This window comes from Azohydromonas caseinilytica, from assembly GCF_012927045.1.
In the GTDB taxonomy this organism is placed as follows: Bacteria; Pseudomonadota; Gammaproteobacteria; order Burkholderiales; family Burkholderiaceae_C; genus Azohydromonas; species Azohydromonas caseinilytica.
In genome coordinates, this window is the sequence record NZ_JABBFW010000038.1 from 1 (window position 1) to 25,515 (window position 25,515).

Below are 25,515 nucleotides of genomic sequence, written 5' to 3' on the forward strand. Positions count from 1 at the left end.
CGCTGTTCGTGGTGGTCGGCCTCGCCGGTGCCTCGACCATCGGCACGCAGATCGTCACCTACGCCTACGCCGGCCAGTTCTACCCCATGGCGATCCGCTCCACCGGCATCGGCCTCGCCTCGGGCGTAGGCCGCAGCGGCGCGATCCTGGCGCCGATCGTGATCGGCGCGCTGGTGGGCATGGCGCTGCCGCTGCAGCAGAACTTCATCGCCATCGCGATTCCCGCGGTCATCGCCGCGGTGGCCGTGGCGATGATCAACCACGGCCGCTCGGCCTCGGCTCACCCGCACAGCGTGAAGGTCGTCAGTGCCGGTCCGGTGCCCGTGGGGGCCGGGGTCGAGCCCAAGTGAGCCCGGCGCGAGGCCATCCCACAATGGTCCTGGATGAGCCCTCTGCGCGTAACAGCGCCGGGCTCTGGTCCAGCGACTGCCGGCTCGTGTCCAGCACCGCATCGGCCTTCCCATAGAACAGCGCACGCCCTTGGAGGATGCTGCGCAGGTCGTCCAGGGCTTCGGCGCTGACGGCCGCGGGGTGCGGCTTGCCTTGCCATGCCGTGCGTCGCAAGTGGTCTTCGGGATCGGCCCGCAGCCACACCGTTATGCAGTGGGTCAGCAGCAGGTTGAAGGTGGCGGCCTCGGACACCAGTGCGCCGCGGGTGGCGATCACGCACTCGGTGTACAGCTGCACCTCCTCCAGGGTACGGCGCTCATAGCGGCGGTAGGCGACCGGTCCATCCAGGTCTTGGATTTCGCGGATGCTGAAGCCGGCCGCCTTCTCGATTTCCTTGCCCAGATCGATAAAGGGCATGTCGAGCGCCTCGGCCAACATCCGACCGAGCGTCGTCTTGCCCGCACCCCGCAGACCGATCAGTGCCATGCGCCGGCCCGTGGCACGGCGGTCACCACCGGTGCCCAGGATGTCGCCGATGGTCAGCCGTACCCGGCGCATCTCCTCCTCACTGCGCCCCTGGAGCAGTTCGCGGATCAAGGGCAGTTCCGCCGAGCCGGCAAAGAAGTCCTCCACCAGCTCCGACAAGGCGCATTCCAGCGCTCGCGCCAGCAGGTCCAGATCAGCAGCGACGGGTTGCCTCGCCCATGCTCCAGATGGGTCAGATAACGCTCGGACACACCGGCTGCCTGCGCCAATGCCTTGTGCGTGATGCCGCGCCGGGCGCGCAGCGTGCGCAAGCGCTCGCCGAAGGCGTCCAGGAGTGGGCTTCGTTCTTCACCCGAATCAAGTCCCAGCTCGGACGCTGCTGCGCGGACATTCATGAATGCTTTGACTGCTGCTGGCCTGGCTCGCAAGCGCCCCGGACAACAGGGATTCGGCCGCGGCTGGCAGCCCCCCGATTGTGAAGCAGGCCTTGTCGCTCCACGGGCGCGTGCGGCCCAGGCGTTCCGTTCCAGCCAGGGCACTTGGCCAGGCAGGACCGCCAAGGCCAAAGGGCCCGGTATTCCCAAAGCATTATGCACTTTAGTGCGCTTATACCGCCGCCCGATTGAAAGCAGACTTCGGTGTCCCAGCCCGGCTATTCCAGCAAACATCAGTCGGGCCATGGATCGACAAGCTTCTCATCGCATCCATGTCCTTGCCATGGTTGTGAAAAACCGGTCGCCGTCTGCAGATCGCAGGAGCAATCACTTGATACTGATTCAGATCAACAGCCGCATAGCGATATGCAACATACTTCATGAGCGCAACGAAATATGCACTGTTATGCTGGTTATGAAATTCCTGAGGAGACAGTCCATGAGCACCGACACCCTGGTCGAAACGCCCGAGTCCGTCCGCGGCGATGCGTTCGTCCAGTCAAGCCTCTGTCCGGTGACCGCCCACGGCGGTCACCGGGCAGGGTGACCAAGTCCATCGGCCGGCCACGCTGGGTGGAAGCGGGCCTGCAGGTCCGGCGTTGATACCCAGCTGGCGTGCTCCAACGAGGACGACACCATGCGCAACACCGGGCCTGTGACGGGCCATGAGTACATGCTGGAGGAAGGCACCACGCTGGTTTCCACCACCGATCTCAAGAGCCTCATCACCTACTGCAACCCGGCTTTCATCAAGGTCAGCGGCTACCAGCGTGAGGAGCTGCTGGGCCAGCCGCACAACATGATCCGGCACCCGGACGTGCCGGCCGAGGCCTTCCGCGATCTGTGGGCCACGCTGGCCGAAGGCCTGCCCTGGACCGGCCTGGTGAAGAACCGTTGCAAGAACGGAGACCACTACTGGGTACGCGCCAACGTGACACCGGTGGTGGAAGACGGTCGCACGGTGGGCTACATGTCCGTGCGCGTGAAGCCTTCGCGCGAAGAAGTGGCCGGCGCCGAGGCACTGTATGCCGAGATGCGGCGTGACCCGCGGCGCTACCGGCTGCATCACGGCGCGCTGCATGAGCGCTCGCTCAGGGGCCGGCTGCGCACGATGCTGCGCTGGGGCCTGGGCGGACGCATCGTGGCAATGAGCCTGGGTACCTCGCTGGGCAACGCGGCGCTGGCCGCCAGCGGGCTGCACTGGACGTTGAGCGTGGGCGCCGGGCTGGGCTTGGGGCTTGGCATGGCGCTGTGGCTGCGCCATCTGGCCGTGATGCCGCTGCGCGACGCCATCGCCACGTCCAACCGCATGGCTGCGGGCCAGCTCGGTAGCGCCGTGCCCAGGGCCGGCGCCGACGAGGTCAGCCAGCTCAAGCGCGCATTGGCGCAGCTCGACGTGAGCCTGCAAGCCATCGTGGGCGACGTACGGCGCGAGGTGGACGGCATCCGCAGCGCCGCCCAGGAAATCGCCATCGGCAACGGCGACCTCGGCGCGCGCACCGAGACCCAGGCCGGCAGCCTTCAGCACACCGCGTCGTCGGTGGAGCAGATCGCCGCCACGCTGCGCCACAGCGCCGAGCACGCCGAAACGGCACGCGGTCTGGCGCAGGATGCCGCCGACGCGGCGCGCCAGAGCGGCCAGTCGATGCAGGAGATGGTGCAGCGCATGGGCAAGATCCGCGAGGCGTCGCAGCGCATCGGCGAGATCATCCAAGTCATCGACAGCATCTCGTTCCAGACCAACATCCTGGCGCTCAACGCCGCGGTGGAGGCGGCCCGCGCCGGCGAGGCCGGGCGCGGCTTCGCCGTGGTCGCCAGCGAGGTGCGCACCCTGGCCAACAAGACGACCGACGCGGCCCGCGAGATCAAGGACCTCATCAGTGACGCCACCGCTCGCGTGGAGGGTGGCAACGCACTGGCCCAAGCCACGGGCCGGACTGTTCACCAGAACGCGCAAGCGGTGGAGCGGGTATTCCGTCTCATCTCCGACATGAGCCGTGCGCAGCATGAACAGGCACACGGCGTGACGAGCGCCAACGACTCGGTCAGCCAGCTGGGGGACATCACGCGCCAGAACGCGGCCATGGTGGAACAGCTGGCCTTGGCCGCACATTCGCTACATCACCAGGCGAAGCTCGTGGCCGACACGGTCCACATCTTTCGCATTGCGGGAAGCAAGGGCGAATGCGTCGGCAGCACTCATTGAAGCCGTTGCAGCCGCGGTTGAACTCGATTCCGGCTGTACGCCTCCATCAAGCGGAAAGCTAAGCTGGCTGCCTAAGGATCATTAATCCAGATAAGGTTGTCTAATCTTGCATAGAAGAAAACCGGGCAAACCATGCTTTCACGGCTCGCTGGTAGACATATAAGCCGCGGCGCCTCGGGAGCAATGCGCCGCGGCGGCAGGAACAGCTGACTTCCCGCGTCAGAAAACAGGGCCTCGACGCCTCATGGCTGGTCCGCAGCGACCTTCTCTACCCGCTCCAGCTCCAGTGCCACGGCCACCGCCTCGTCCACCCGCTCCAGCCACACGAACCGCAGCTGCGCCCGCGCCTCTTCCGGAATGTCTTCCAGATCCCGGCGGTTGCGGGCCGGCAGCATGACGGTGCTGATGCCGGCGCGCAGCGCGGCCAGCACTTTCTCCTTGATGCCGCCCACCGGCAGCACCAGGCCGCGCAGGCTGATCTCGCCGGTCATGGCGACGTCGGCCCGAACCGGCTGCCCGCTGAGCAGTGAGCTCAATGCGATGAACATCGCGACGCCGGCACTGGGGCCGTCCTTCGGCGTGGCGCCCGCGGGCACGTGCACGTGGATGTCCGCCTTGTCCAGACCTTCTGAAGCCAAGCCCAGCGCCGCACCCTGCGCCTTCACCAGCGACAGCGCGGCCTGGGCGCTCTCCTTCATCACGTCGCCCAGCTGGCCCGTGAGGATGAGCCGGCCGCTGCCCGGTGTGCGCGCCGCCTCGATGAAAAGGATCTCGCCGCCCACCGGCGTCCAGGCCAGCCCGGTGGCCACGCCGGGAATGCCGGTGCGCATCGCCACCTCGGCCTCGAAGCGCTTCGGGCCCAGCACCGCGTGCAGGTCGCCCGCGTCGATGCTCATGCGCTCGATGCCCCCCTCGGCGATGCGCACGGCCACATGCCGGCACACGCTGCCGATCTCGCGCTCCAGGTTGCGCACGCCGGCTTCGCGGGTGTAGTCGGACACGATGGTCGCCAGCGCCGCGTCCGTGACCTGGCACTGCCCAGCCGTGAGGCCCGCGGCGGCGAGTTGGCGCGGCAGCAGGTAACGGCGTGCGATCTGCAGCTTCTCCTGGTTGGTGTAACCCGGCAGCTGGATTACCTCCATGCGGTCGCGCAGCGGGCCCGGGATGGTGTCGAGCATGTTGGCGGTGCAGACGAACATCACCTTCGACAGGTCGAACGGCACCGCCAGGTAGGTGTCGCGAAAGCTGTTGTTCTGCTCCGGGTCCAGCACTTCGAGCAGCGCGGCGGCCGGGTCGCCATGCATGCCGCCGGCGCCGAGCTTGTCGATCTCGTCGAGCATCATCACGCAGTGCGTGGTGCCGGCCTTGCGCAGCGCCTGGATGATGTTGCCCGGCAAGGCGCCGATGTAGGTGCGGCGGTGGCCGCGGATCTCGGACTCGTCGTGCACGCCCCCCAGGCTCACGCGCGCGAAGGCCCGGCCGGTCGCCTTGGCGATGCTCTGGCCCAGCGAGGTCTTGCCCACGCCCGGCGGGCCGGCGAAGCACAGGATCGGGCTGCGCCCGGACGGGTTGAGCTTGTGGACGGCCAGGTGCTCCAGGATGCGGCGCTTGATCTTCTCCAGGCCGAAATGGTCAGCGTCGAGGATGCGGCGGGCCTCGGCGATGTCGATCGTCGCCGTCGGCTCGCTGCGCCAGGGCAGCTCGACCAGCCAGTCCAGGTACGTGCGCACCATCGAGTACTCGCCGGCGGCCTCGGGCATGCGCTCCAGCCGCCGCAGCTCCTTGCGCGCCGCTTTCTCCACCTCCTCGGGCATGCCGGCCTGGGTGATGGCGGCATCGAGCTCCGCGATCTCGGCGGCATTGCCCTCCTCTTCGCCCAGTTCCTTCTGGATGATGCGCATCTGCTCGCGCAGCAGGTGCTTGCGGTTGACGTCCCCGATGGATTCGCGCGTACGGTCGGCCACGTCGCGCGACACCTTGAGCACTTCCAGGCGGTGCGTGACCGCGACCAGCAACCGGTCCAGGCGCGACCTCAGGTCGAAGGTTTCGAGCAGCGATTGCTTCTCGGCCACCGGGATGTCCAGCACGCTGGACACCGCGTCGGCCAGTTCCGCCGGACTGTTGAGGGCTTGCAGCGCCGCGGTCATCTCGGCCGGTACCTGTGGCAGCAGTTGCAGGGTCTCCAGCGAGCGGGTCTTCAAAGCGCGCGCCCGGCCTTCGATTTCTGCATCCGCGCGGTCCGCATCGTCGATGTACTGCACCTGGGCCACCGGGAAAGGCCAGCCGTCGAGGAACTGCAGCACCCGGAACCGGCGCAGTCCGCGCCCGACCAGGCGGTGTGAATCGTCGGGTCCGGTGACGTAGCGCAGCACCGCGACGCTACTGCCGACCCAGTGCAGGTCGTCGGGCCGCGGGTCCTCAGCCTCGACGCGGCTTTGCAGCAGCACGCCGATCGGCCGCTCCTGCCGCATGGCCTCCTGGACCGCGGCCTGCGAGCGCGGGCGCGCGATGAGCAGCGGCACGACGGTGTGCGGAAACACCACCGTGTCGAACAGCGGCAGGACGATGAGCGCATCCTCGGGAATGGGCTTCAAGGGGGGCTTGGCGCCGGACGGCGCGGACGCCGGCGTGGCAGGCGTCCCGGCAGCGGCGCCCGAAACGGATGAGTCGAGCATGGATGACATGGCAATGGGAGAGGGAAGGGGCGACCGCATGGCGGCCTTCCTACAGCTTGAGCAGGTGCAGGACCAGGCAGCCGTCTCGCAGCTGCGGTGGCCCGACGTGGAAGGCGCCAGGCGGCAACGCGATGCGCCGCTCGAACACGCCGTACGGAATCTCCAGGTGGCGCACGCGGTGTCCGCTGCCCGACAGCGGCAGCGGCCGGGCGCCGCGCACCCACAGCGCGCCGTCCTCGCGGCTCAATTGCACCCGCTCAGCCGGCACGCCCGGCATCGCCACGACGATGACGATTTCGCGTTCGTCCTCGAACACGTCCACGGGCGGTTCCCAGGCTGCGGCCCGCGGGTCGGGCCCCGCCGGCCGGAAGAACTGCTGGTGCAGGCGCTGAGCCTGCCCCACCAGCTCACAGGCCTGGACCCACATCCAGGCATCGAGGTCATTTCTGCTGGCCATGAAGCTCCACCAAACAAGATGTGCCGTTCAGGCGGCTCTGCCTTGAAGGCAAACGGCGCGCCTCGCGCGCTTTGCTTCTTGTTTGGGGATCGACCAGGCGATTGCAAGACCGCCCGGTGGCCGCAGCCCGCGCAACGGCACCAGCCAGCATAGATACCCGGTGCGGCACGGGCGGGCGGGCCCTGCCGCCCGAAGCCAGCGTGGCTGGCTCAAGCCTCCAACACGTTCTGCAGCCGCAGCTGCAGCTCCTTGGCCTCTTCAGCAGTCAGGCCTTCGAGCAGCAGCTGGATGCGTCCGTCCTCGAAGGTCTTGAGCTCGCCCTTGCCGCCGCCAAAGCTGATGCGCAGCCGGGAAGCATGCGGCCGCCGTGACGGCCCCTTCTCCGCCGCCTTGCGCAGGCTGTCGATCTCGCGGAAGCCCAGGCCGCGGCTGCGCGCCTGCGCCACCAGCTCCAGCGTCCGGTCGTCGCCGCAGGTTTCCCAGTAGGCGCGGATCGAGGCCAGGGTGCGCGCAGCCAGCAGTGCCGGCACCTCGGCCAGCGCCTGCAGGATGCTTTGCGGCATGCGGGCCAGCGACAGCACCCGGCTCACGTCAGCCTCGTGGATACGCAGCGCCGCGGCCAGGCTGCGCTGGCTGGGATAGACGCCCTGCTCCAGCAGCTCCTTCCAACGCAGTGCCTCGTCCAGGTTCGAGGGATTGGTGCGCGCGTCATTGGCGGCTCGCGCCGTCTCGTACAGGGTACGAATGCTTTCGGGCTTGGGCCGGATTTCCACGCGCAAGGTCGGCCAGCCGAGCTGCTGGCTGGCCCGCTGCCGCGTCTGCCCTTCGATCAGCACCACATGGTCGTCCTCGACGTAGCCGGTGGCGGCCGTGGTCTGACCTTCCGCACGCAGCGACTCGGCCATCTTCACGATGGCTTCGGCCGTGTAGAAGACGCGCGGGTTGACCGGATTGGGGCGGATGCGCTCATGCGGCACCTCATAGACGCGGCCTTCTTCCCAGCGCGGCCCGGCGGTTTGGGACGTCCCAAGCCCCGCGTCGCCGGGCGGCGCAGCCGGGGTGTCAGCCGGGGGCGTGGCGATGATGGGGGCGCCCTCCGCCTTCACGGCGGGCGGCTGTGACGGTGCCGGGACGGCGTCTTCGGCGCTGACGCGCGCGCCCTCGGCCTCGGCGCGGGCCACGCGCTGGGGATCGAGCTTGATGGGGCGGAACTTGTGCTTGAGGCTCATGCCGCCTCCGTTTCGCTGATGCGACGCACCACCTCGTCGTACACGGCCCGCATCTCGACGACAGCCGGGTCGGCGCCGGGAAGCTCGTGGATGGCCAGGCCGTTGCCGGTGGCTTCCCAGATCTTGCGGCGCGGCAGCACGGCCTCGAACACCTTCACGCCCGCGTCGCGGAACTGCTGGCGCACGAACTGCGTTTCCTTGGCCCGGGGATGCAGCGCCACCCGGTTGAGCAGCACGTAGACCGGAACCTGCACATCCTGCAGCAGCGCCAGGGTCTGGACGGTGCGCGAGATCTCGGGCTGCATCGGACCACAGGGCAACAGCACGAGGTTGGAGATTTCTGCGCACTCCTTGATGACGGCCTTGTTGCCGGCGCCGATGTCCACCACCACGAGGTCGTACTCGCGCGCCAGCGCCGCGATGGTGCGCGCGCATTGGCGCATCACGCCCACCACGTTGATGGCCGGCTCCACGCCGTCCTCGGAGCGGGCGTTGCCCCAGTCCGTCGAGGTGCCCTTGTCATCCGCGTCCACGATCACCACCGACGCCCCTTCGGACGCGGCCAAGGTCGCCAGACACACGGCCATGGTGCTTTTTGCCACCCCACCTTTGATGTTTGCAATGGTCAGTATCACATTCGCCTCCTTTGCTGCGAATTCTGCAAGACCGCGGACATAGTTCTTTGCTTTTTGGCTTTGAGCCTTGAAGTGGTGACTCCAAAGTTCCCTATCTGTCGGCTCGACGCCACGCTGCCTTGCCCGACAAGTGGCCGGTCGGCCCGAAATGGTGCGCCTGGCTAAATGGGACTGCCGCCCCCTGCGGGATCGGTGCGGGGCAGCGTTCCCGATCTGGAAGCAGCAGTGGCAACTGCTCCCCAGCCGGGCTCAGGGGCCGAGTTGCCGCGCCAACACGCCACTGAACAAGATGGCTTGGGACGTCCCAAGCCCGGACCCGCCGAAGCCCGGATGCGAGCACGTGTCAAACCGTCAGGTTTTTGGGATCTCCCAAGCTCGGGGGTTTTAGGCTTTCCCCCAGTGCTTCTCCAGCCGGCCTGCTTTAAGGAGAGAAGTGAGACATGAAACTGCTTGGTCCGTCGAGTGGCACGGGCCAAGCCGCGCCGTCCACCTGTTCCGAAGGTGCTGCCTCCGAAGCGTAGGCGCGAGAGCAGGTCACTGAGCCTGTGATGCTGCCCAGACCAGCGATGGCCGCGCGGGGTGCGACATCAGGAGGCTTCCGAATCTCCGGCTGATTGCCACATGCAAAAACATTGCACCGCGTCTGCTGCGGCATTCAAGGTGCACCACCTGGATGTCAGGGGCGACACCGACCGCAATCCAAGCTGGCCCCGCTGGCGCGCCACGTCCGGTTCGCCCAAGCGCAGCGAACACCGAGCCGGATATTGAGAGGCAGTATTTGAGGTAGTAAAGCGTTGGTGCAAGCGCGACCACCGGTACGGCAGGCGGGCCCGTGCCGCGAGGCGGAGTTTCGAGCTGGATCAGCAGGCCACGTCGGTTCTGGTTCCCAGCAAGGTCCGATGCCACAGCGCGGCTCGTGCAAAACCGCACTCGAGTTATCCACAGACCGCCCTCTGACTCCCGTTCATTCGTCCTCTGACTCCCGGTTCCGGCTCCCGCGGGCTGTGCCCGACCTGCCTTCTGACTCCCGACCCCCACGCCTTCTGGCTCCCGCCGGCCACGCCCGCTGACTCCCGCCCTGTCGCCTTCTGACTCCCACCTGGGAGTCAGAAGCACGAAGCGGATCAAGGAGTTGGAGCAGTTATCCACAGGCCTGAATCTTCTTGAATCCTTGTGAATCCTTCTTGAATCCCGCCGGGGTGGGAGTCAAAAGGCGCGGCAGGTCATTACCGGTCGAATGCGTCAGTACGCCCATGTCAGCCGCTCAGGGGAAGGGGAGCCTTGCAGTTCCCGGCCCAAGTCGAGCCTTCGGGCTGAAACCCGGTGGGAGTCACAAGGCGTGGCAAAAAGAAAACCTGATCTGACCGGCTACACCGCATTGGGCATGCAGGACCACGCTTCATCCTCGCTGCAGTCGCAACAGCTCATCCTGGACCGTTCAGACTCCGTGCCATCACGCCTGCTGACTCCCGGTCGTGCGCTCACGGCCAAGCCGTCGCTCAAGTCGCCGTGATGCTGTCAGGACGGCCCGGGAGGCCGATGGCCGTGCAGCACTGTCGGCGCTCATTCGTTGGCCCAAGTGGGAGTCAGCAGGCGTGACTCGCTGGAGGAGGCCAACTACCGCCAGCCGCCAGGGCTTGCCTCCCACGAGGCGTCCAAGCTGGCCTGGGAATCAGAACGCGCGTGGCGGGAGTCAGAAGGCGTGGCGTACCGACCGCCGCAATCCGCAACATCGGTGCGCGTCGGGAAGCCAGCCCGGCGCGGGCCTTCCTTGGACATGCCATTGAACCGGGATCGCTCGGAAGTCAAAGGGCGCAGGCGGGCCGGTGCCGCGATCCCATGGGAATCGGAAGGCGCTCCGCAAGTGGTGCCGGAAGCAATATCGGGAGTCAGCGGGCGTGGTTTGCGGCCCGTACGGGACGAAACGGGAGTCCGCGGACGTGCATCGGGAGTCAGAAGGCGTCGATGTAGGCTTGCGGCGCCTTCAGCTGCTCACTGACACTCGCCCGGCGGCAGCGCAGCGCCAAGGCTGGGCTCCCGTTTCCCGGGCCCCGCGCCTTCTGGCTCCCACTCCAAGCCCTCGCCGCAGCAGCATGGACCGATGAAATTGGAAGCCGTCCCGACCGCCTCGCCCTTTGACTCCCAGCCGTCATTGCACTGCAGAGATTCCTCGACGACATGCCACAGGACCGAACCCCACCGTCGAATCCGCGCGCTCCGGTGGCCGCTCAGCCGACCCAGTTGCCGCTGTGGCATGACCGTGTCCGAGGCCTGCCCAATCCCATTGCCCGCTCCTCGCTCTTCACCGTCGGCAACCAGAACGAGCCGCGCAACTTCTACCGAGAGCACCGCACCATCCAGACCCTGGCCGGTTGGGTACTCACCGTGCGGGGCGAGGAATTGCGCCAGGATGACGAGGACGTGTTCCTGCAGCTGATCCACCTGGCCCGCTGCCAGCCGCTGGGCGAGGCGGTGAGCTTCACGGCCTACTCGTTCCTGAAGGAGCTGGGCTGGAAGCGCAGCGTCGAGGGCTACAACCGCCTCAAGGCCAGCTTCGACCGGCTGCAGTTCACCAGCATCCGCCTGAGCTCCGACACCTCGGGCTCGGACGGCTTCTACCTCTACCAGGGCGCGCTGCTGCGCAAGTTCACCGGCAAGTCGGCCGACTCGGACGAGCCCAAGGCGAAATGGACCGTCTGGCTGGAGCCGGAGATCATCAAGCTGTTCGGGCCCAGCACGTATACGCAGCTCTGGTGGGAACAGCGCCTGCGCCTGCGCAGCGCCCTGGCCAAGTACCTGCACAGCTACTTCTCCACCCACGAGGCGCCTTACCCGCTGAAGGTGGAAACGCTCAAGGGCCTCACCGGCTCACGCGCCACCCGCCTCACCGACTTCCGCAAGGCGCTGCGCGTGGCGCTGCAGCAGCTGGTCAACGAGGGCTTCCTGGACAACTGGACCATCGACGGCTCGGACATCGTCCACGTCACCCGCAGCACCAAGGGCAAGGCCAGCAAGGTGCTGCCCGCCAGCTGAACACGCCACACCATCGTTGCCATGCAAGGCTCACTGGGTACACTGTGCTTTCATACAGTATTCCGCAGGAGTTAACATGACCACGCCCAGCGGCACCAGCCTCAGTACCTTGCGCCAGCATTACCGTCCCGCCCGGAACCGCGTGCCGGTCTGGCTGCGTCGCGTCTGGTACTGGTTGTGACGTCCCGGCCCGCTGCCTGCTCCGCGCAGCACCGAGCCCCATTGCCTTCAACCATGAATGCACCTCTGCGTGAAGAAGTCCTGAAGCTGCGCGAGCCCACCCCCCAGGCCAGCCTTCCGCTGGCCGCCGAAGGGGTCCAGCGCTTCGTCTGGGAACACCGCTACGGCTCGATGCTGATCGAGGTCATCGGCGACGAGGTGCGGGTCGATGGCGAGGTCGTCCACCCGGTGCATTCCACAAAGCCCGGCCCGGCCGGCGCCTGACGGGGCAGGGTGCTCTGCCCCGCCACGGCCGGCACGCCGTGGGCGCCATGCCTCATTCACCCGCAACGGGCATCAGCGTCCTGCCAAGTCCGTACCGCTGCTGAGCAGGCCCTGCAGCACCTCCGGGTCCACGGGCTTGGTCAAGTGGTGATCGAAGCCGGCTTGCAGCGCGGCGCGCCGGTCCTGCTCGTTGCCCCAACCGGTGAGCGCCACCAGCAGCAGGCGTCCGCCATCGGGCAACTGCCGCAGGCGCTGCGCCACCTCGTAACCATTGAGGCCCGGCAGGCCGATATCCAGCAGCACCACCTCGGGCCGCCAGCGCGTCGCCACCTCCAGCGCCGATTCGCCGTCAGCGGCCGTCGCCACGGCATGGCCTGACAGCTCCAGCAGCAGCGCCAGGGTGTGCGCGGCGTCCTGGTTGTCGTCCACCACCAGCACGCGGCGGCCCGAGCCGGCACCGGAAGTTGCCGATTCGGCCGCCACATCCGCCGGCTGGTCCTGCAGCAGCGGCAGCCGCACGGTGAAGACGCTGCCTTGGCCCAGCCCCGGACTGGCCGCGCTGATCGTGCCGCCATGCAGCGTCACGAGGCCACGCACCAGCGCCAGCCCGATGCCCAGCCCGCCATGCGCGCGCTCCAGCGCCGGTTCCAGCTGGGAGAACATCTCGAATACGCGCGCCAGGTGCTCGGCCGCGATGCCGATCCCGTTGTCAGCCACGGCCATCACCACCTCATGGCCTTCGACGCTGCAGCTCAGCGTGATGTGGCCGCCCTGCGGCGTGTACTTCACGGCATTGCCCAGCAGGTTGACCAGCACCTGCGTCAGGCGCACCGGGTCCGCCTGCAGCCACAAGGGCTGCGGCGGCAGCGTCAGGGCCAGCCGGTGGCCCGCGGCCTGCAGTGCCGGGCGCACCGCCTCCACGGCACCCTGCACCAGCGGCGCCAGCTCCAATGGCTGCAGCCGCAACTGCAGCTTGCCCTGCGTGATGCGCGAGACCTCCAGCAGGTCGTCCACCAGCTGCGTCATGTGGCCGACCTGGCGCTGCAGCACGTCGCGGGCCCAGCGCAGCTGCGGGTCCGGCAGCTCCTTCAGGCGCAGGATCTCCAGCACGTTGCGCATGGGCGCCAGCGGATTACGCAGCTCATGCGCGAGCGTGGCCAGGAACTCGTCCTTGCGGCGGTCGGCCTCGCTGAGCTGCTCGTTGAGCCGGCGCAGCGCGTCCCGGCTTTGCTCCAGGGCCTGCTCGGCCTCGCGGCGCTCGGCCAGCGCGGTCTCGGCATGGCGGCGGGCCAGCAGCAGCTCCTGCTCGTACTTGTGGCGGTCGTACACCACCACCGCCGAGAGCTCGTCGAACACCGTGCCGCCATGCCGGCGCCGCACGACGTTGACCAGCATCGGGATGCGGCGCTGGCCATCGCGGTGCGCGAATTCCACCTTCAGCTCCGCGATGGAGCCCTGCATCGACAGCAGCGGCGCCCAATGCGTCTGGTGGAAGATGCGCCCGCCCATGGTGAGCAGGTCCTGCACCCGGCGCTGCTCCACCAGCTCGGCCTTGCCGTAGCCCAGCCAGCCGCAGAAGGTCTGGTTGACGGCGGCGATGCTGCCGTCGGCCCGCGCCAGCAGCAGCCCGCAGGGCGCCTGCTCCAACAGCAGCTCCGGCGCGGGCAGGTCGGGCGGCGCGGGCACGGCGCTACAGCCCCTGCTGGTGCAGGAAGCTCTCCATGGCATCGATGCTGGGCGAAGGCGCACTCAGATGCGGGCAGTGGCCGACGTTGTCGATGATGCGCAGCACGCAGTTCGGGATGCGGCGTGCCATGTACTCGCCCACCGGGCGCGGCGCGATCAGGTCGTCGCTGCACTGCAGGATCAGCGTCGGCGTGGCCAGCAAGGGCAGCTCGGCGCGGTGGTCCGACAGGAAGGTCACGCGGGCGAAATGCTTGGCGATGTCCGGATCGGTGCGGCAGAAACTGTTGGTCAGCTCCTGGCCCAGCTCGGGCTGGTCCGGCGCGCCCATGATGGCCGGCGCCATCGTGCTGGACCAGCCCAGGTAGTTGCTCTCCAGCGTGTCGAGCAGGCTCTCGATGTCGGCCCGGCTGAAGCCGCCGACGTAGTCGGCGTCGTTGATGTAGCAGGGCGAGGGCCCCACCATGACCAGCGCCGCCACCCGCTCCGGGGCCGCGATGCAGGCCAGCATGCCGATCATCGCGCTCACCGAGTGGCCCACCAGCACCACCGGCCCTTCGGCATGGCCGTCGACGATTTCCAGCAGGTCCGCCGCGTGGCCCTGCAGCGTGGCGTACTTGTCACGGTCGTAGGCCTTGAGATCCGAGGCGCCGCTGCCCACCAGGTCGAACAGCAGCGTGCGGTAACGCCGCGAGAAATGCGGCGCCAGCAGGCGCCACATGTGCTGGTCACAGCCGAAGCCATGGGCGAACACCATGGTGGCCGGGCCTTCCCCGTGCACGTTCAGGTGATGCCGGCGGCGGAGGTCGAGGCTGCGTTCCGAGGCGGGTGCACTGCTCATGATGGCGGCCCGTCCAGGGCTGATGACAGGGGATTGGGCACGTTGGTCGTGACCGGTTCCGGTTGAGGAGATGTCGTGGCCGAGGGCGCCTGGTCCGCATGGCGCGGCAGGACGACCTCGAACTCCACGCCCTCCACGGTATTGCGTCCCGACACCCGACCGCCGTGCGCGTGCACGAACTGCTGGACGATGTAGAGACCCAGCCCCAGCCCTTCCGGGCGGCCCTCGTGGGCACCCTTGAAGGGTTCGAACAGGCGCGGCAGCGCCTCGTCGGGCAGCCGGCCGGCGTTGCGCACCAGCACGCGCAGCGTCGCGGCCTCGCTGCCGTCGAGCACCACCCGCACGGGCTGGCCCGCTTCGCCATGGTGCAGCGCGTTGCCCACCAGGTTGGACAGCACCTGCGCCATGCGGTCGGCGTCGAAGCGGCCGCGCAGATCGCCATGGATCAGCACCTCGATGCGCGCCTGCGCATGCGCCTGCCGCAGCTCCGCCACCGCGGCATCGGCCACGCTGCGCAGGTCGTGCGGCTGGGCATCGAGCGCCAGCGAGCCCGAGCGGATGCGCGAGAAGTCCAGCAGCTGGCTGATCATGTGCGACATGCGCTGGCCGCTGCTCTTGACGCGCAGCGCGGCGCGCAGCGCGGCGTCATTGGCCGCCAAGTGGCGCAGCACCTCGGCGCTCATCATGATGGCCGACAGCGGCGTGCGCAGGTCGTGCGAGAGCACGGCCATCATCACCTCGTTGAGTTTCAGCAGCCGCTCCAGCTCCTCGTTGCGCTGGCGCAGCAGCCGGCGCTGGCGGTGCAGCTCCACGAACACGCGCACCTTGCCCAGCAGCACATGCGGCTCCAGCGGCTTGTGCAGGAAGTCCACCGCGCCGCTCTCGTAGCCGCGGAACAGCCGCGCCGGGTCGCGCGGCGAGGCCGTGACGAAGATGATCGGGATGTCGCGCGTGCGGCTGGAGCCGCGCATCAGCTCGGCCAGCGTGAAGCCGTCCATCTCGGGCATCTGCACGTCCAGCAATGCCAGCGCCACGTCCTCGTGCTGCAGCAGCAGCTCCAGCGCCTGGGCGCCGGAGGAGGCGGTGAGCAGCTGTACCCCGGGCTGCTGCAGCAGCGCCTGCATCGCCAGCAGGTTCTGCGGCACGTCGTCCACGACGAGCAGCTTGACGGGGTCGGCGTCGGCGCGCGCGGCGTCGGGAGCTTCGTTGGCAATCATGGGGGGCAGGCCGCCAGGCGGCGGCGCATCTCGTCGAGGGTCAGCACGGCGTCGGCGCCGGCATGGCCCAGCGCCGCGGCGGGCATGGTCGGCACGCAAGCCGTGGCCGGGTCCTCCACCCAGGCCTGGCCGCCATGGCGCCGCACCGCCGCCAGCCCGGCGCTGCCGTCGGTGCTGGCGCCGGTGAGCAGCAGCGCCAGCAGCCGCGCGCCGAAGGCGGCCGCCGCCGACTCGAACAGCGGGTCGATGGCCGGGCGCGAGAACAGCACCGGGTCGTCCACCGACAGCGACAGCGTGCGGTCCGGCTCCACCAGCAGGTGGTAGTCCGGCGGCGCCAGCGTCACGGTGCCGCCGTGCACCGGCTGTCCGTCCAGCGCCTCGGCCACCGGCAGCGCGCAAACTGCGCCCAGCAGCTCGGCCAGGCGGGTCTCGCGCCCGGAGGGCAGGTGCAGCACCACCAGCAGCGCCGGCGTGAAGTCGGCGGGCAGCGCGCCCAGCAGCTCGCGCAGCGCCTGCACGCCGCCGGCCGAGGCGCCGATCGCCACCGCCTCGGCGTCGCGCCGCGGGATGAAGGGTGTGGGGGTCGTCATAGGCGCTTGCGGTAGATGCGCTGTTCGGCCAGCCAGTTCTCGAAGGCCTCGGCGTGCGCGCCGAAGGCCAGCGTCTCGCGGTTGCCCAGGCCCAGGAAGCCCCGGTGCACCAGCGCCTCGCGGAACAGGCCCACGGCGCGGTCCTGCAGTGCCCGGTTGAAGTAGATCAGCACATTGCGGCACGACACCAGGTGCACCTCGGAGAACACGCTGTCGGTGGCCAGGCTGTGGTCGGCGAACACGACTTGGCGGCGCAGCGCGGCATCGAACACCGCGCCCTGGGACAGGGCGCGGTAGTGGTCCGACAGCGAGCCGCGTCCGCCCGCGGCCAGGTAGTTGCGGCTGAAGTCGGCCATGCGCTGCAGCGGAAAGATGCCGCTCTCCGCGCTGCGCAGCGCGGCCGGGTCGATGTCCGTGGCGTAGACGATGCTGCGCTCCAGCAAGCCTTCCTCGGCCAGCACGATGCACAGCGACCAGACCTCCTCGCCGCTGCTGCAGCCCGCCACCCACAGCTTGAGCGACGGATAGGTGCGCAGCAGCGGCACCACCTGCTCGCGCAGCGCGCGCCAGTAGGGCGGGTCGCGGAACATCTCCGACACGTGCACGGTGAAGAAGCGCAGCGCCTGCTGGAAGGTGTGCGGCTCGCGCAGCAGCCGGTGCTGCAGCTGCGCCAGGCTCGCGCAGCCGAAGTGCTGCAGCGCCTGGCGCATGCGCCGGCGCACCGAGGCGATGGCGTAGTCGCGGAAGTCGTGCTGGTAGCGCAGGTACACCGCCTCCAGCAGCAGCCGCACCTCCAGGTCGAAGAGCTCGGTGTCCTCGTCGTCGATGTCGGTCATCGCGGTCATGGGGCGGCCGTCCTGCTCACTTGGGGCACCAGACGCGGCACAGCGACACGAGCCGGTCCACGTCGATGGGCTTGGCGATGTAGTCGTTGGCGCCGGCTTCCAGGCAGCGCTCGCGGTCCTCGGGCATGGCCTTGGCCGTGAGCGCGATGATGGGCAGCGCGCTCCAGCGCGCCTCGGCCCGGATGCGGCGCATGGCTTCGAGGCCGTCCATCTCCGGCATCATGATGTCCATCAGCACCAGGTCGATGTCCTGGGCTTCGAGCCGCTGCAGCGCCTCGCGCCCGTTGCGCGCGATCTCCAGCCGCACGCCCAGCGGCTCCAGCACGCTGGAGAGGGCAAAGATGTTGCGCGCGTCGTCCTCGGCCAGCAGCACACGGCGCCCGTCGAGCACGGCGTCGCGCTTGAGCGCCTGGCGCAGCAGCTGCTGCTGCGCCGGCGGCAGCGCCGACTCCACGCTGTGCAGGAACAGCGTCACCTCGTCGAGCAGCCGCTCCGGCGAGCGCGCGCCCTTGACGATGATCGACTTGGAGTAGCGCCGCAGCCGCTGCTCCTCGTCGCGGGTCAGCGTGCGGCCGGTGTAGACGATCACGGGCGGGAAGGCGCGGCCGTCCATGGCGGCCATGCGGTCGAGCAGGTCGTAGCCGCTGCCGTCAGGCAGCGCCAGGTCCGTGACCATGCAGTCGAAGGTGCCCGCCTCCAGGGCCTGCAGCGCCTCGGCCATGGTGCCCACGGCCGTGATCTCCAGCGTGCCGTCGGCCAGCAGCCGCTGCAGGCTCTCACGCAGCGTGGGGTCGTCCTCCACGATCAGCAGCCGGCGCAGCGGCTGCTGCAGCCGCTGCTCGATGGCGGCAATGGCCTGCGACAGCGACTCCTGCGTGGGCGGCTTGAGCAGGTGCCCCACCGCGCCCAGCTCCATCGCCGTCTGCCCGCGCTCCAGGGCCGAGACGGTGTGCACCGGCACGTGGCGCGTGGCCGGGTCGCGCTTGAGCTGCTCCAGCACCGTCAGCCCCGAGCCGTCGGGCAGCATGATGTCGAGCAGGATGCCCTGCGGCCGCAGCTCGCGCGCCAGCCGCAGCGCCTCGGCGGCGCTGGCGGCCACCACGGCATCGAAGTCCTGCTCGCGCACCAGCCGCAGCATCGCCTGCGAGAAGGCCGGCTCGTCCTCGACGATGAGGATCAGTCGCCCGGGATGGCGGCGCTGCCCGCGGTCGTCAGGTACCCCGCCGGCGTCACCGCTGGGCGCGGCGGCGGGCACCGCCGGGGCCGGGGCGGGCGCCGCGGACGAGGGCGCCGGGCTCGCCGGGGCGGTGGTGGCGGCATCCGACCAGACCGGCGCGGGCGGCGGTGGCGGCAGCACCGGCGCCGCGGGCTCCGCCTGCGTCTGCGCCTGGGCCAGCGCCTCGGCCTGAGCGCTCATGTCCGCCGGCAGCTCCAGGGTGAACGTGCTGCCCCGGCCGGGCTGGCTCTGCAGCGTGATGTCGCCGCCCATGCGCCGCGCCAGCTCGCGCGCGATCGACAAGCCCAGGCCCGTGCCGCCGTACTTGCGGCTGGTGCTGCCGTCGGCCTGGCGGAAGGCCTCGAAGATGACTTGCTGCTGCTCGCGCGCGATGCCGATGCCGGTGTCGCGCACCGTGAAGCGCACGCGCCCGCCGGCGGCGGGCTCGACCCGCAGCGCCACCTCGCCGCGGTCGGTGAACTTCACCGCGTTGGCCAGCAGGTTGCGCAGGATCTGCTGCAGCCGCTGGCGGTCGCCGACCAGGCGCGCCGGCGCGTCCGGCGCCGCCTCGGCCTCGAAGCGCAGCCCTTTCTGCCGCGTCAGCGGCTCGAAGGAGGTCTTCATGCGCTCCAGCAGGTCCGCCAGGGCGATGGGCTCTGCCGCCAGGTCGGCATGGCCGGCCTCGATCTTGGACAGGTCCAGGATGTCGTTGATGAGCACCAGCAGGTCGTTGTTGGCGTCGAAGATCGCCTGCGCGTACTTCACCTGCTCGGCATTGAGGTTGTTCTCGCGGTTGTCGCGCAGCAGCTTGGCCAGGATGAGCGCGCTGTTGAGCGGCGTGCGCAGCTCGTGCGACATGTTGGCCAGGAACTCCGACTTGTAGCGGCTGGCCTCTTCCAGCCGCCGCGCGTACGCCTGCAGCTCGGTGCGCGAGGCCAGCAGCACCTGCTTTTGGCGCTCCAGCGCCTGGGTCTGCTCCTCCAGCTGCACGTTGGTCTGCTCCAGCTCGGCCTGCTGCGTCTCCAGCCGGGCCTGCGAGGCCTGCAGGGCACGGCCGTGCTCCTCCAGCTCCTCGTTGGTCACGCGCAGCTCCTCCTGCTGAGCCTGCAGCTCGGTGCTCTGGCGCTGGGTCTGCTCCAGCAGCTCCGACACCCGCTGGCGGTAGATGGCGGTGCGCAGTGCCACGCCAATGGGCTCGGCGCAGGCGGCCAGCAGCTCCAGTTCGCGCCGCTGCGGCGGCTCGCGGCGCACCAGGCCCAGTTCGACCACGCCGCAGGGGCGGCCATCGGAGGTCAGCGGCGCCAGCAGCAGGTGCCGCGGCGTGCTGTGACCCAGCGCGGTGCTCATGTCCAGATGGCCCGCCGGCACGTCGGCCACGGCGCGCGGCGTGGCGCCCGGCTGCGCCGCCTCGCCCACCAGACCATGCTGCAGCGGCAACTGCGCCGGCAGCGCCGTCTCGTCCAGCCCGTGGCCGCCGGCCAGCGACAGCACCTTGCCGTCGAGCCGGTACACCGCGCCCACCTGCGCGCCGGTGAATTCGCACAGCGCCTGCACCGCCGAGCGGCCCAGCTCCTGCACCGAGCGCTCGCCCAGCAGCGCCTGGCTGATGCGGGTCTCGCCCTGCTGCAGCCACAGCAGGCGCTGGATGTCGCCGCGCACGTTCAGCACCCGCCAGATGACGACGGCCACCACGCACTGGCACAGCGCACCGACGCTGCGGTTGATGAACACCATGTCGAGGTCCGCACCGGGCGGAGACAGCCAGATGCCCAGGAAAACCAGCGCCGCGCTCGCCACGCCCACGGCCAAGGGGCCAGAGGGCCGCGATTGAAACAGCGTCACCCCAATCGGTAAGAAATACAGGGCCCACTCGGTGTAGCCGCGTGGAGTCATGGCGTCGATGACCAGGATGGTCACCAGCAGAAGCACGGACAGAGCCAGGATGCGGGAGTCTTTGGACAACACGGAGAAGCTGTAAGCAAACCCAGATCACAAGCAAATTCCGTGCGCTGATTGCTCTCTTGCTGCTCCATGCGCAGGGCGCGAGGCACCGGGGCCATGAGCTGGTTGACACAGGCAGTGACCGCCGCAGCCTGGGAATGGGGCTTGCCCCCAGGGGGGCGCCTTTGGACCGCCGGTATGCCCGCACCTCCACCGTCCGCCGCGATGCCCTGGCTGCGCTGCCTGCGCGAGGCGCTGCCGGTGCTGGCTGCTCTGGCCGCGCCCATGGTCGCTGCCCATGCCGTGGGGCATGCAGACACCCGGCCGCTGTGGCAGGCCTGGGCGCCGCAGGCTTGGTTGTGGGCGCTGTGGCTCACCGTGGGCGCGCTGGCGGGCCTGGGCATTGCGCGGTTGTGGCGCGGGGCCGGCGTCGGCGCCGGCTTGAGGCGCTGGGAGGCCGCGGGCTTCGCCCTGGGCTGGCTGGCCACGGGCGCCGCGGTGCTGTCGCCGCTGGACGCGCTGGGCGAGCAGCGCTTCTGGCTGCACATGGTCCAGCACGAGGTCCTGATGCTGGTGGCTGCGCCACTGCTGGTGCTGGGCCGTCCGCTGGCCGCGCTGGTGTGGGGGCTGCCGCAGCGCTGGCGTTCGCCGGCCGCGCGCTGGACGCGCCAGTCCGGGCTGCAGGCGCTGGTGCGCGTGCTCGGCGCGCCGCTGACGGCCTGGTGGCTGCACGCGGTGGTGCTGTGGGCCTGGCATGCACCGGTGCTGTTCGAGGCCGCCGTACGCCATGACGGGGTGCACGACCTGCAGCACCTGAGCTTCTTCATTTCGGCGCTGCTGTTCTGGTGGGGCCTGTTCCAGGCCGGCGGCGGGCGCTCGCGGCAGGGCGTGGCCGTCTTCTACCTGTTCACCACCGCGCTGCACACGGCGGTGCTTGGCGCGTTGCTGACCATGTCGGAACGCCTCTGGTACCCGGTGTACGCGGCCCAGGCCGCGCACGGCGGCCTGAGCGCGCTGGAGGACCAGCAGCTCGGCGGCCTGATCATGTGGGTGCCGGGCGGGGTGGTGTACATGGTGGCGGCCCTGGTGCTGTTCGCGCGCTGGATGGATGCCGCCCGTACGCTCTCGACCACGAGCCCGGGAGGCTGAGCGCCCGGCCCGCCCCGCGCCCTCCATCACCATGCCCGCCGCACCTCAAGACACCCGGACCTTCCCGCAGAAGCTGACCCTTTCCGTGGCCGTCGTCCTGCTGCTGGCGCTGCTGTGGCTGTTGCGCGACGTGGTGGTGCTCGTCTTCGGCGGCATCGTGCTCGCGGCGGTGCTGCGCGGCATCGCGCGGCGGCTGGAGCGCCGGTTCAGGCTCTCGCCCCAGCGCTCGGGCCTGCTGGCGGCTCTGCTGGTGCTGGCGCTGCTCGCCGCGGTGTTCGCCATTGCCGGTGGGGCCCTGGCCGACCAGCTCTCGCGGCTGCGCCAGGAGCTGCCGCAGGCGCTGACCCTGCTGGACCGTTGGCTGAGCAGCCATGCCCTTGGTCAGCAGCTGATCGAGGTGGTGCGCAGCGCCATGAGCTCGGACAGCACCGGCACTTGGCTGGCCACGGCCACGACCACCACCCTCGGCGCGGTGGGCAGCGTGGTGCTGATGGCCATCGTCAGCGTCTACTTCGCCACCGACGTGCAGGGCTATCGCCGCGGCGCGCTGCGCCTGGTGCCGCCGGCCTGCCGCCAGCGCGCGGTGCGGGCGCTGGACGCCAGCGGCCAGGCACTGGGGTGCTGGCTGCTGGGGCAGGGCCTCTCGATGCTGTTCCTGGGCGTGACCACTGCCGTCGGGCTGGCGCTGCTGGGCGCGCCCCTGGCGCTGGCCTTGGGCCTGATCACGGGGCTGCTGACCTTCGTGCCCTTCTTCGGCGCCATCGTGGCCGGCGTGCTGTCAGTGCTGCTGGCCTTCATCGAGGGCCCGCGCGCGGCGCTGCACGTGGCGCTGCTGTTCTTCGCGCTGCAGCAGGTCGAGGAGTACCTGCTGCAGCCCTTCGTGCAGCGCTGGGCGGTGAGGCTGCCGCCGGTGCTGACGCTGCTGTCCACGCTCATCTTCGGCGTGCTGTTCGGACCGGTCGGCGTGGTCTTCGGCACGCCGATGATGGTGGTGGCCCGGGTGTTCGTGACCAAGCTCTACGTCGAGGACGTCCTGGGCGACCGGGAGCCGCAGGCCGAGCCGCAGCGCCAGCCGGCTGCCGAGGGCGAACGCGCCTGAGCGGCCCGGCACCTCCCACTCGGCCGTCCGCGGGCCTGCGCATACTTGCGGACCGTTGATCACGAATCCGAAGGAGAGCGCATGAAGATCGTCCGAGCCAAGGAGTTCCAGGCCGACCGGGCCTGGGGCGCGCTGGACATCGCCAACATGGACGGCACCACCGTGCGGCTGCACTGGACCGACCAGCCCTACCGCTGGCACGTCAACGACGGCCAGGAGGTGTTCGCGGTGCTCGACGGCGCCGTGGAGATGCGCTGGCGCGTCGAGGGCGTTGAGCGCTCAACCGTGCTGGAGACCGGGGACGTCTTCTTCGCGGACGAGGGTTGCGAGCACGTGGCGCATCCGCGCGGAGCGGCCCGGGTGCTGGTGGTCGAGAAGGAAGGCTCGGTGTGAGCCCGATGCGCTTGTGACGCGCGCGGGCGGGGCCGCGACCGGGAGTCTGAAGGCGTCAGCGCGCGCCGCTGCTGCTTCCTGTCGAATCCGTTGAACTGTTCGAACCGGTCGGCGCAGGGCTGCCGCCACGCCCGGGTGTCGAAGCCGGAGGCGTGGAGGGGCTGGTGGTCGTGGCGCTGCCGCTCCCGGCCGAGCCGCTGCCCGGGTGTCCGCCCGTGCCCGGACGCTTGTCCGGTACCGTCTTGCTGCTGGCCGGCGGTTTGCCGCCGCCGTTGGCACCGTCGATGACGCGGCCGTCGATGTCCAGGCCCGTGCCCGAGCCGCCGTCGCGCTGGCCGGCCTGGCCCGGCGCGACCGGGGCACCGCTGCCGCCGAGGCCGGAGCCGCCCTGGGGCGGCGCCACCACGATGGCGCCGCCGCTGCTGCCGCCCGGGCCGGTCGGCGTGCTGTTGCCGCTGGGGTTGCCGCTGCTGCCCCCCGCGTCTCCGCCGGTCTGGGCCTGCGCCAAGGCCGCCGTGCCGAGGGCCAGCGCGGCCAGCACGCCCCGAACCCTGTCTGCTGCCTGCATGTCTCACTCCTCGTGAAGCCGGGGACGACCGGAGCGTGCGGGCGGCGGCCCGGGCGCTGGCCGGTGTGGTCCGGGTCACAGCAAGCGGTGAGCCGTGATGCCGCCCGACCGGGCGAGGGGTGGGAGCGTGGCGCTCAGAAACGGCCTGTGCGGGCGGGCCCTGCTTGCATGGCGGCTGCCGGCCCGCAAGAGGGGCCCGACGGCGGGAGCCGGTTGCCACCCTCCGGGCGATGCGCCCGGGCACCGCGCTGCGGACACTGCCTCCCCGTTGCAGCGCCGCTGCACGCCGTCCAGGCACCACGCACCGCACGCGAAGGAGACTCCCATGACCGCTTCCCTGTCCCCCGACCGCATCCTGCAGACCGGCACGGCCTTCTGGGGCTCCAAGGCCCTGCTGTCGGCCGTCGAGCTGGGCCTGTTCACGGCGCTGGCCGACGGCCCGCGCACCGGCGAGGAACTGCGCCGGCAGCTGGGGCTGCATCCGCGCGCGGTGCCCGATTTCCTGGATACGCTGCTGGCCCTGGGCTTCCTGCGCCGCGAAGGCCGGGGCGAGCAGGCGGCCTACAGCAACACGCCCGAGACCCAGCATTTCCTCGACCGCGGCTCGCCGGCCTACATCGGCGGCATGCTGGAGATGGCCAACGCCCGGCTGTACCCGTTCTGGGGTGACCTCACCGAAGCGCTCAGGACCGGCCAGCCGCAAAACGAGATCAAGCACAGCGGCGAGCCGATGTTCGCCAAGCTGTACGAGGACCCGGCGCGGCTGGAGCAGTTCATGGCCGCCATGAGCGGCATCTCGGCGGGCAATTTCAGCTTGCTGGCGCAGAAGTTCGACTTCGGCCCCTACCGCACGTTGGCCGACATCGGCGGCGCCACGGGGCAGCTGTCATGCATCGTGGCCGCGCGCCACCCGCACCTGCGCTGCACGACGCTGGATCTGCCCGAGGTGAGCGTGATTGCCGGCCGCCACATCGAGCGCCGTGGACTGGCCGCGCGCGTGCAGGCCCGGCCCCTGGACTTCTTCCGCGACGACTTCCCGCAGGCCGACGTGATCACGATGGGCATGATCCTGCACGACTGGAACCTGGAGAAGAAGCTGCAGCTCATGCGCAAGGCCTACGCGGCGCTGCCCGCGGGCGGCTGCCTCATCGCGGTGGACAACCTGATCGACGACGAGCGCCGCCACAACGCCTTCGGGCTGCTGATGTCGCTGAACATGCTCATCGAGTTCGGCGACGCCTTCGACTACACCGGCGCGGACTTCGCCGGCTGGGCCCGTGAGGTGGGTTTCACGCGCACCGAGGTGATTCCGCTGGCCGGTCCGGGCAGCGCGGCCGTGGCCTACAAGTAGCCCGCGCAACTTCAGGCATGGCAGGCCTGCTCTTCCGAGCCGTTGAGCTGGAGCCCGCGCTCCTTGAGCTCGACAGCGACGACCTCCACCCCGGACACCTCTTCCCAGCGCAGCAGCGCGTCGGCCAGCACCTTGTCCAGCAGGGTGTTGTCGGCCAGGGCGGCGCAGCTGCTCGACAGCTCGATCCGTGCGGACTGCTCCTCGCCCTCGGGCGTGGAGAAGGAAACGGTGAACTGTCGGTATGCGCTCATCGGCTGGTCCTCATTACTTCTTGGAGTCGCCCAAGGGTATTGATGCCACTCAGGGGCCGGGACACGCGGGACTCCGTCTCGGTCCGACCCCGTGAAGTTGTTCACGAATGACGGCGGCGCGCTGTTGCGGACCACGAACAGGCCCGCCCTGGAGTCCATGCGGCGCCGGTCTTGCACCGGCGGGCCGCGCGGCCCGCGTGCCGACGGCAGTTACCCCCCGCCGCTGTGGACAAGTCTGTGGTGTACCTGCACGCGGCGTGCGCAAGCCATTGATTTCATTGAGGTTGGAGGGGTGTGCCCAAAATTGAGGCAGCCGTGGTGTGGTTGAGCCTCGATGGACGGTGTTCAGCCCCTTCCATGGGGCGCGAGAAACCGGTTTTTC

At 69.6% G+C, this 25,515-nt stretch carries 19 protein-coding genes and 2 pseudogenes; 8 read left to right on the forward strand and 13 right to left on the reverse strand.

Annotation, left to right across the window (positions count from 1 at the left end; translation table 11 throughout):
* A pseudogene (locus HHL10_RS27380) lies at window positions 1–350 on the forward strand (MFS transporter); the annotation flags it as partial.
* On the opposite strand, the pseudogene HHL10_RS27385 reads toward HHL10_RS27380, so the two are convergent.
* A pseudogene (locus HHL10_RS27385) lies at window positions 304–1,271 on the reverse strand (helix-turn-helix transcriptional regulator). The pseudogenes HHL10_RS27380 and HHL10_RS27385 overlap by 47 nt on opposite strands.
* Before the next feature lie 676 nt (window positions 1,272–1,947).
* On the opposite strand from HHL10_RS27385, the gene HHL10_RS27390 reads away from it, so the two are divergent.
* Window positions 1,948–3,516, forward strand: a complete 1,569-nt coding sequence (locus HHL10_RS27390; protein ID WP_169163593.1) for a methyl-accepting chemotaxis protein — start codon at window positions 1,948–1,950, stop codon at window positions 3,514–3,516.
* 242 nt (window positions 3,517–3,758) lie between these two features.
* Here HHL10_RS27390 and lon read toward each other — a convergent pair whose 3' ends face one another.
* The 4 genes from lon to HHL10_RS27410 form a co-directional block, all read right to left on the reverse strand.
* Window positions 3,759–6,191: an endopeptidase La gene (lon, locus tag HHL10_RS27395; RefSeq protein WP_169163594.1), complete on the reverse strand. Its 2,433-nt coding sequence runs from the start codon at window positions 6,189–6,191 to the stop codon at window positions 3,759–3,761.
* A 49-nt stretch (window positions 6,192–6,240) separates the two neighbouring features.
* Entirely contained in the window at window positions 6,241–6,648 is a 408-nt protein-coding gene (locus tag HHL10_RS27400) for an Hsp20/alpha crystallin family protein (RefSeq protein WP_169163595.1), read from the reverse strand.
* Window positions 6,649–6,857: 209 nt separating this feature from the next.
* On the reverse strand, window positions 6,858–7,877 hold the full coding sequence (locus HHL10_RS27405; RefSeq protein WP_169163596.1) for a ParB/RepB/Spo0J family partition protein: 1,020 nt from the start codon (window positions 7,875–7,877) through the stop codon (window positions 6,858–6,860).
* Window positions 7,874–8,512, reverse strand: coding sequence for a nucleotide-binding protein (locus tag HHL10_RS27410; protein WP_310734690.1), 639 nt, complete (start codon window positions 8,510–8,512; stop codon window positions 7,874–7,876). The genes HHL10_RS27405 and HHL10_RS27410 overlap by 4 nt, the downstream gene beginning before the upstream one ends.
* Window positions 8,513–10,690: 2,178 nt before the next feature.
* Here HHL10_RS27410 and trfA point away from each other — a divergent pair.
* A complete protein-coding gene (gene trfA / locus HHL10_RS27415) occupies window positions 10,691–11,545 on the forward strand; it encodes a plasmid replication initiator TrfA (protein WP_169163598.1) in 855 nt (284 codons plus the stop codon).
* A 234-nt stretch (window positions 11,546–11,779) separates the two neighbouring features.
* A complete protein-coding gene (locus HHL10_RS27420) occupies window positions 11,780–11,989 on the forward strand; it encodes a hypothetical protein (protein WP_169163599.1) in 210 nt (69 codons plus the stop codon).
* Between the two features lie 72 nt (window positions 11,990–12,061).
* On the opposite strand, the gene HHL10_RS27425 is transcribed toward HHL10_RS27420, so the two are convergent.
* From HHL10_RS27425 to HHL10_RS27450, 6 genes are read right to left on the reverse strand one after another with little or no spacing between them, the layout of a single operon-like run.
* Window positions 12,062–13,675, reverse strand: coding sequence for a hybrid sensor histidine kinase/response regulator (locus HHL10_RS27425; RefSeq protein WP_310734691.1), 1,614 nt, complete (start codon window positions 13,673–13,675; stop codon window positions 12,062–12,064).
* A 4-nt stretch (window positions 13,676–13,679) separates the two neighbouring features.
* Entirely contained in the window at window positions 13,680–14,513 is an 834-nt protein-coding gene (locus HHL10_RS27430) for an alpha/beta fold hydrolase (protein ID WP_169163601.1), read from the reverse strand.
* Window positions 14,510–15,730: a hybrid sensor histidine kinase/response regulator gene (locus HHL10_RS27435; protein WP_169163602.1), complete on the reverse strand. Its 1,221-nt coding sequence runs from the start codon at window positions 15,728–15,730 to the stop codon at window positions 14,510–14,512. Before HHL10_RS27435 ends, HHL10_RS27430 begins: the two co-directional genes overlap by 4 nt.
* Window positions 15,727–16,320 carry a chemotaxis protein CheB gene (locus tag HHL10_RS27440; protein ID WP_169163603.1) on the reverse strand — a complete coding sequence of 198 codons (594 nt, stop codon included), beginning with the start codon at window positions 16,318–16,320 and terminating at the stop codon, window positions 15,727–15,729. The genes HHL10_RS27435 and HHL10_RS27440 overlap by 4 nt, the downstream gene beginning before the upstream one ends.
* Window positions 16,317–17,165 carry a CheR family methyltransferase gene (locus tag HHL10_RS27445; protein WP_235971833.1) on the reverse strand — a complete coding sequence of 283 codons (849 nt, stop codon included), beginning with the start codon at window positions 17,163–17,165 and terminating at the stop codon, window positions 16,317–16,319. The genes HHL10_RS27440 and HHL10_RS27445 overlap by 4 nt, the downstream gene beginning before the upstream one ends.
* A gap of 16 nt (window positions 17,166–17,181) precedes the next feature.
* Complete coding sequence (locus HHL10_RS27450; protein WP_310734692.1) at window positions 17,182–20,310, reverse strand: response regulator; 3,129 nt, start codon at window positions 20,308–20,310, stop codon at window positions 17,182–17,184.
* A gap of 210 nt (window positions 20,311–20,520) precedes the next feature.
* Between HHL10_RS27450 and HHL10_RS27455 the strand changes: the two genes are divergently transcribed.
* From HHL10_RS27455 to HHL10_RS27465, 3 genes are all read left to right on the forward strand, one after another.
* Window positions 20,521–21,471 (forward strand): cytochrome c oxidase assembly protein, encoded by a 951-nt coding sequence (locus HHL10_RS27455; protein WP_235971834.1) that lies wholly within the window; start codon window positions 20,521–20,523, stop codon window positions 21,469–21,471.
* Between the two features lie 85 nt (window positions 21,472–21,556).
* Window positions 21,557–22,570, forward strand: coding sequence for an AI-2E family transporter (locus HHL10_RS27460; RefSeq protein WP_169163604.1), 1,014 nt, complete (start codon window positions 21,557–21,559; stop codon window positions 22,568–22,570).
* Between the two features lie 81 nt (window positions 22,571–22,651).
* Complete coding sequence (locus HHL10_RS27465) at window positions 22,652–22,963, forward strand: cupin domain-containing protein (RefSeq protein ID WP_169163605.1); 312 nt, start codon at window positions 22,652–22,654, stop codon at window positions 22,961–22,963.
* 55 nt (window positions 22,964–23,018) lie between these two features.
* On the opposite strand, the gene HHL10_RS27470 is transcribed toward HHL10_RS27465, so the two are convergent.
* Entirely contained in the window at window positions 23,019–23,531 is a 513-nt protein-coding gene (locus HHL10_RS27470) for a hypothetical protein (protein WP_169163606.1), read from the reverse strand.
* 325 nt (window positions 23,532–23,856) lie between these two features.
* Between HHL10_RS27470 and HHL10_RS27475 the strand changes: the two genes are divergently transcribed.
* Complete coding sequence (locus HHL10_RS27475; protein WP_169163607.1) at window positions 23,857–24,882, forward strand: methyltransferase; 1,026 nt, start codon at window positions 23,857–23,859, stop codon at window positions 24,880–24,882.
* Between the two features lie 11 nt (window positions 24,883–24,893).
* On the opposite strand, the gene HHL10_RS27480 is transcribed toward HHL10_RS27475, so the two are convergent.
* On the reverse strand, window positions 24,894–25,133 hold the full coding sequence (locus HHL10_RS27480) for a hypothetical protein (RefSeq protein ID WP_169163608.1): 240 nt from the start codon (window positions 25,131–25,133) through the stop codon (window positions 24,894–24,896).
* Window positions 25,134–25,515 lie beyond the last annotated feature (382 nt).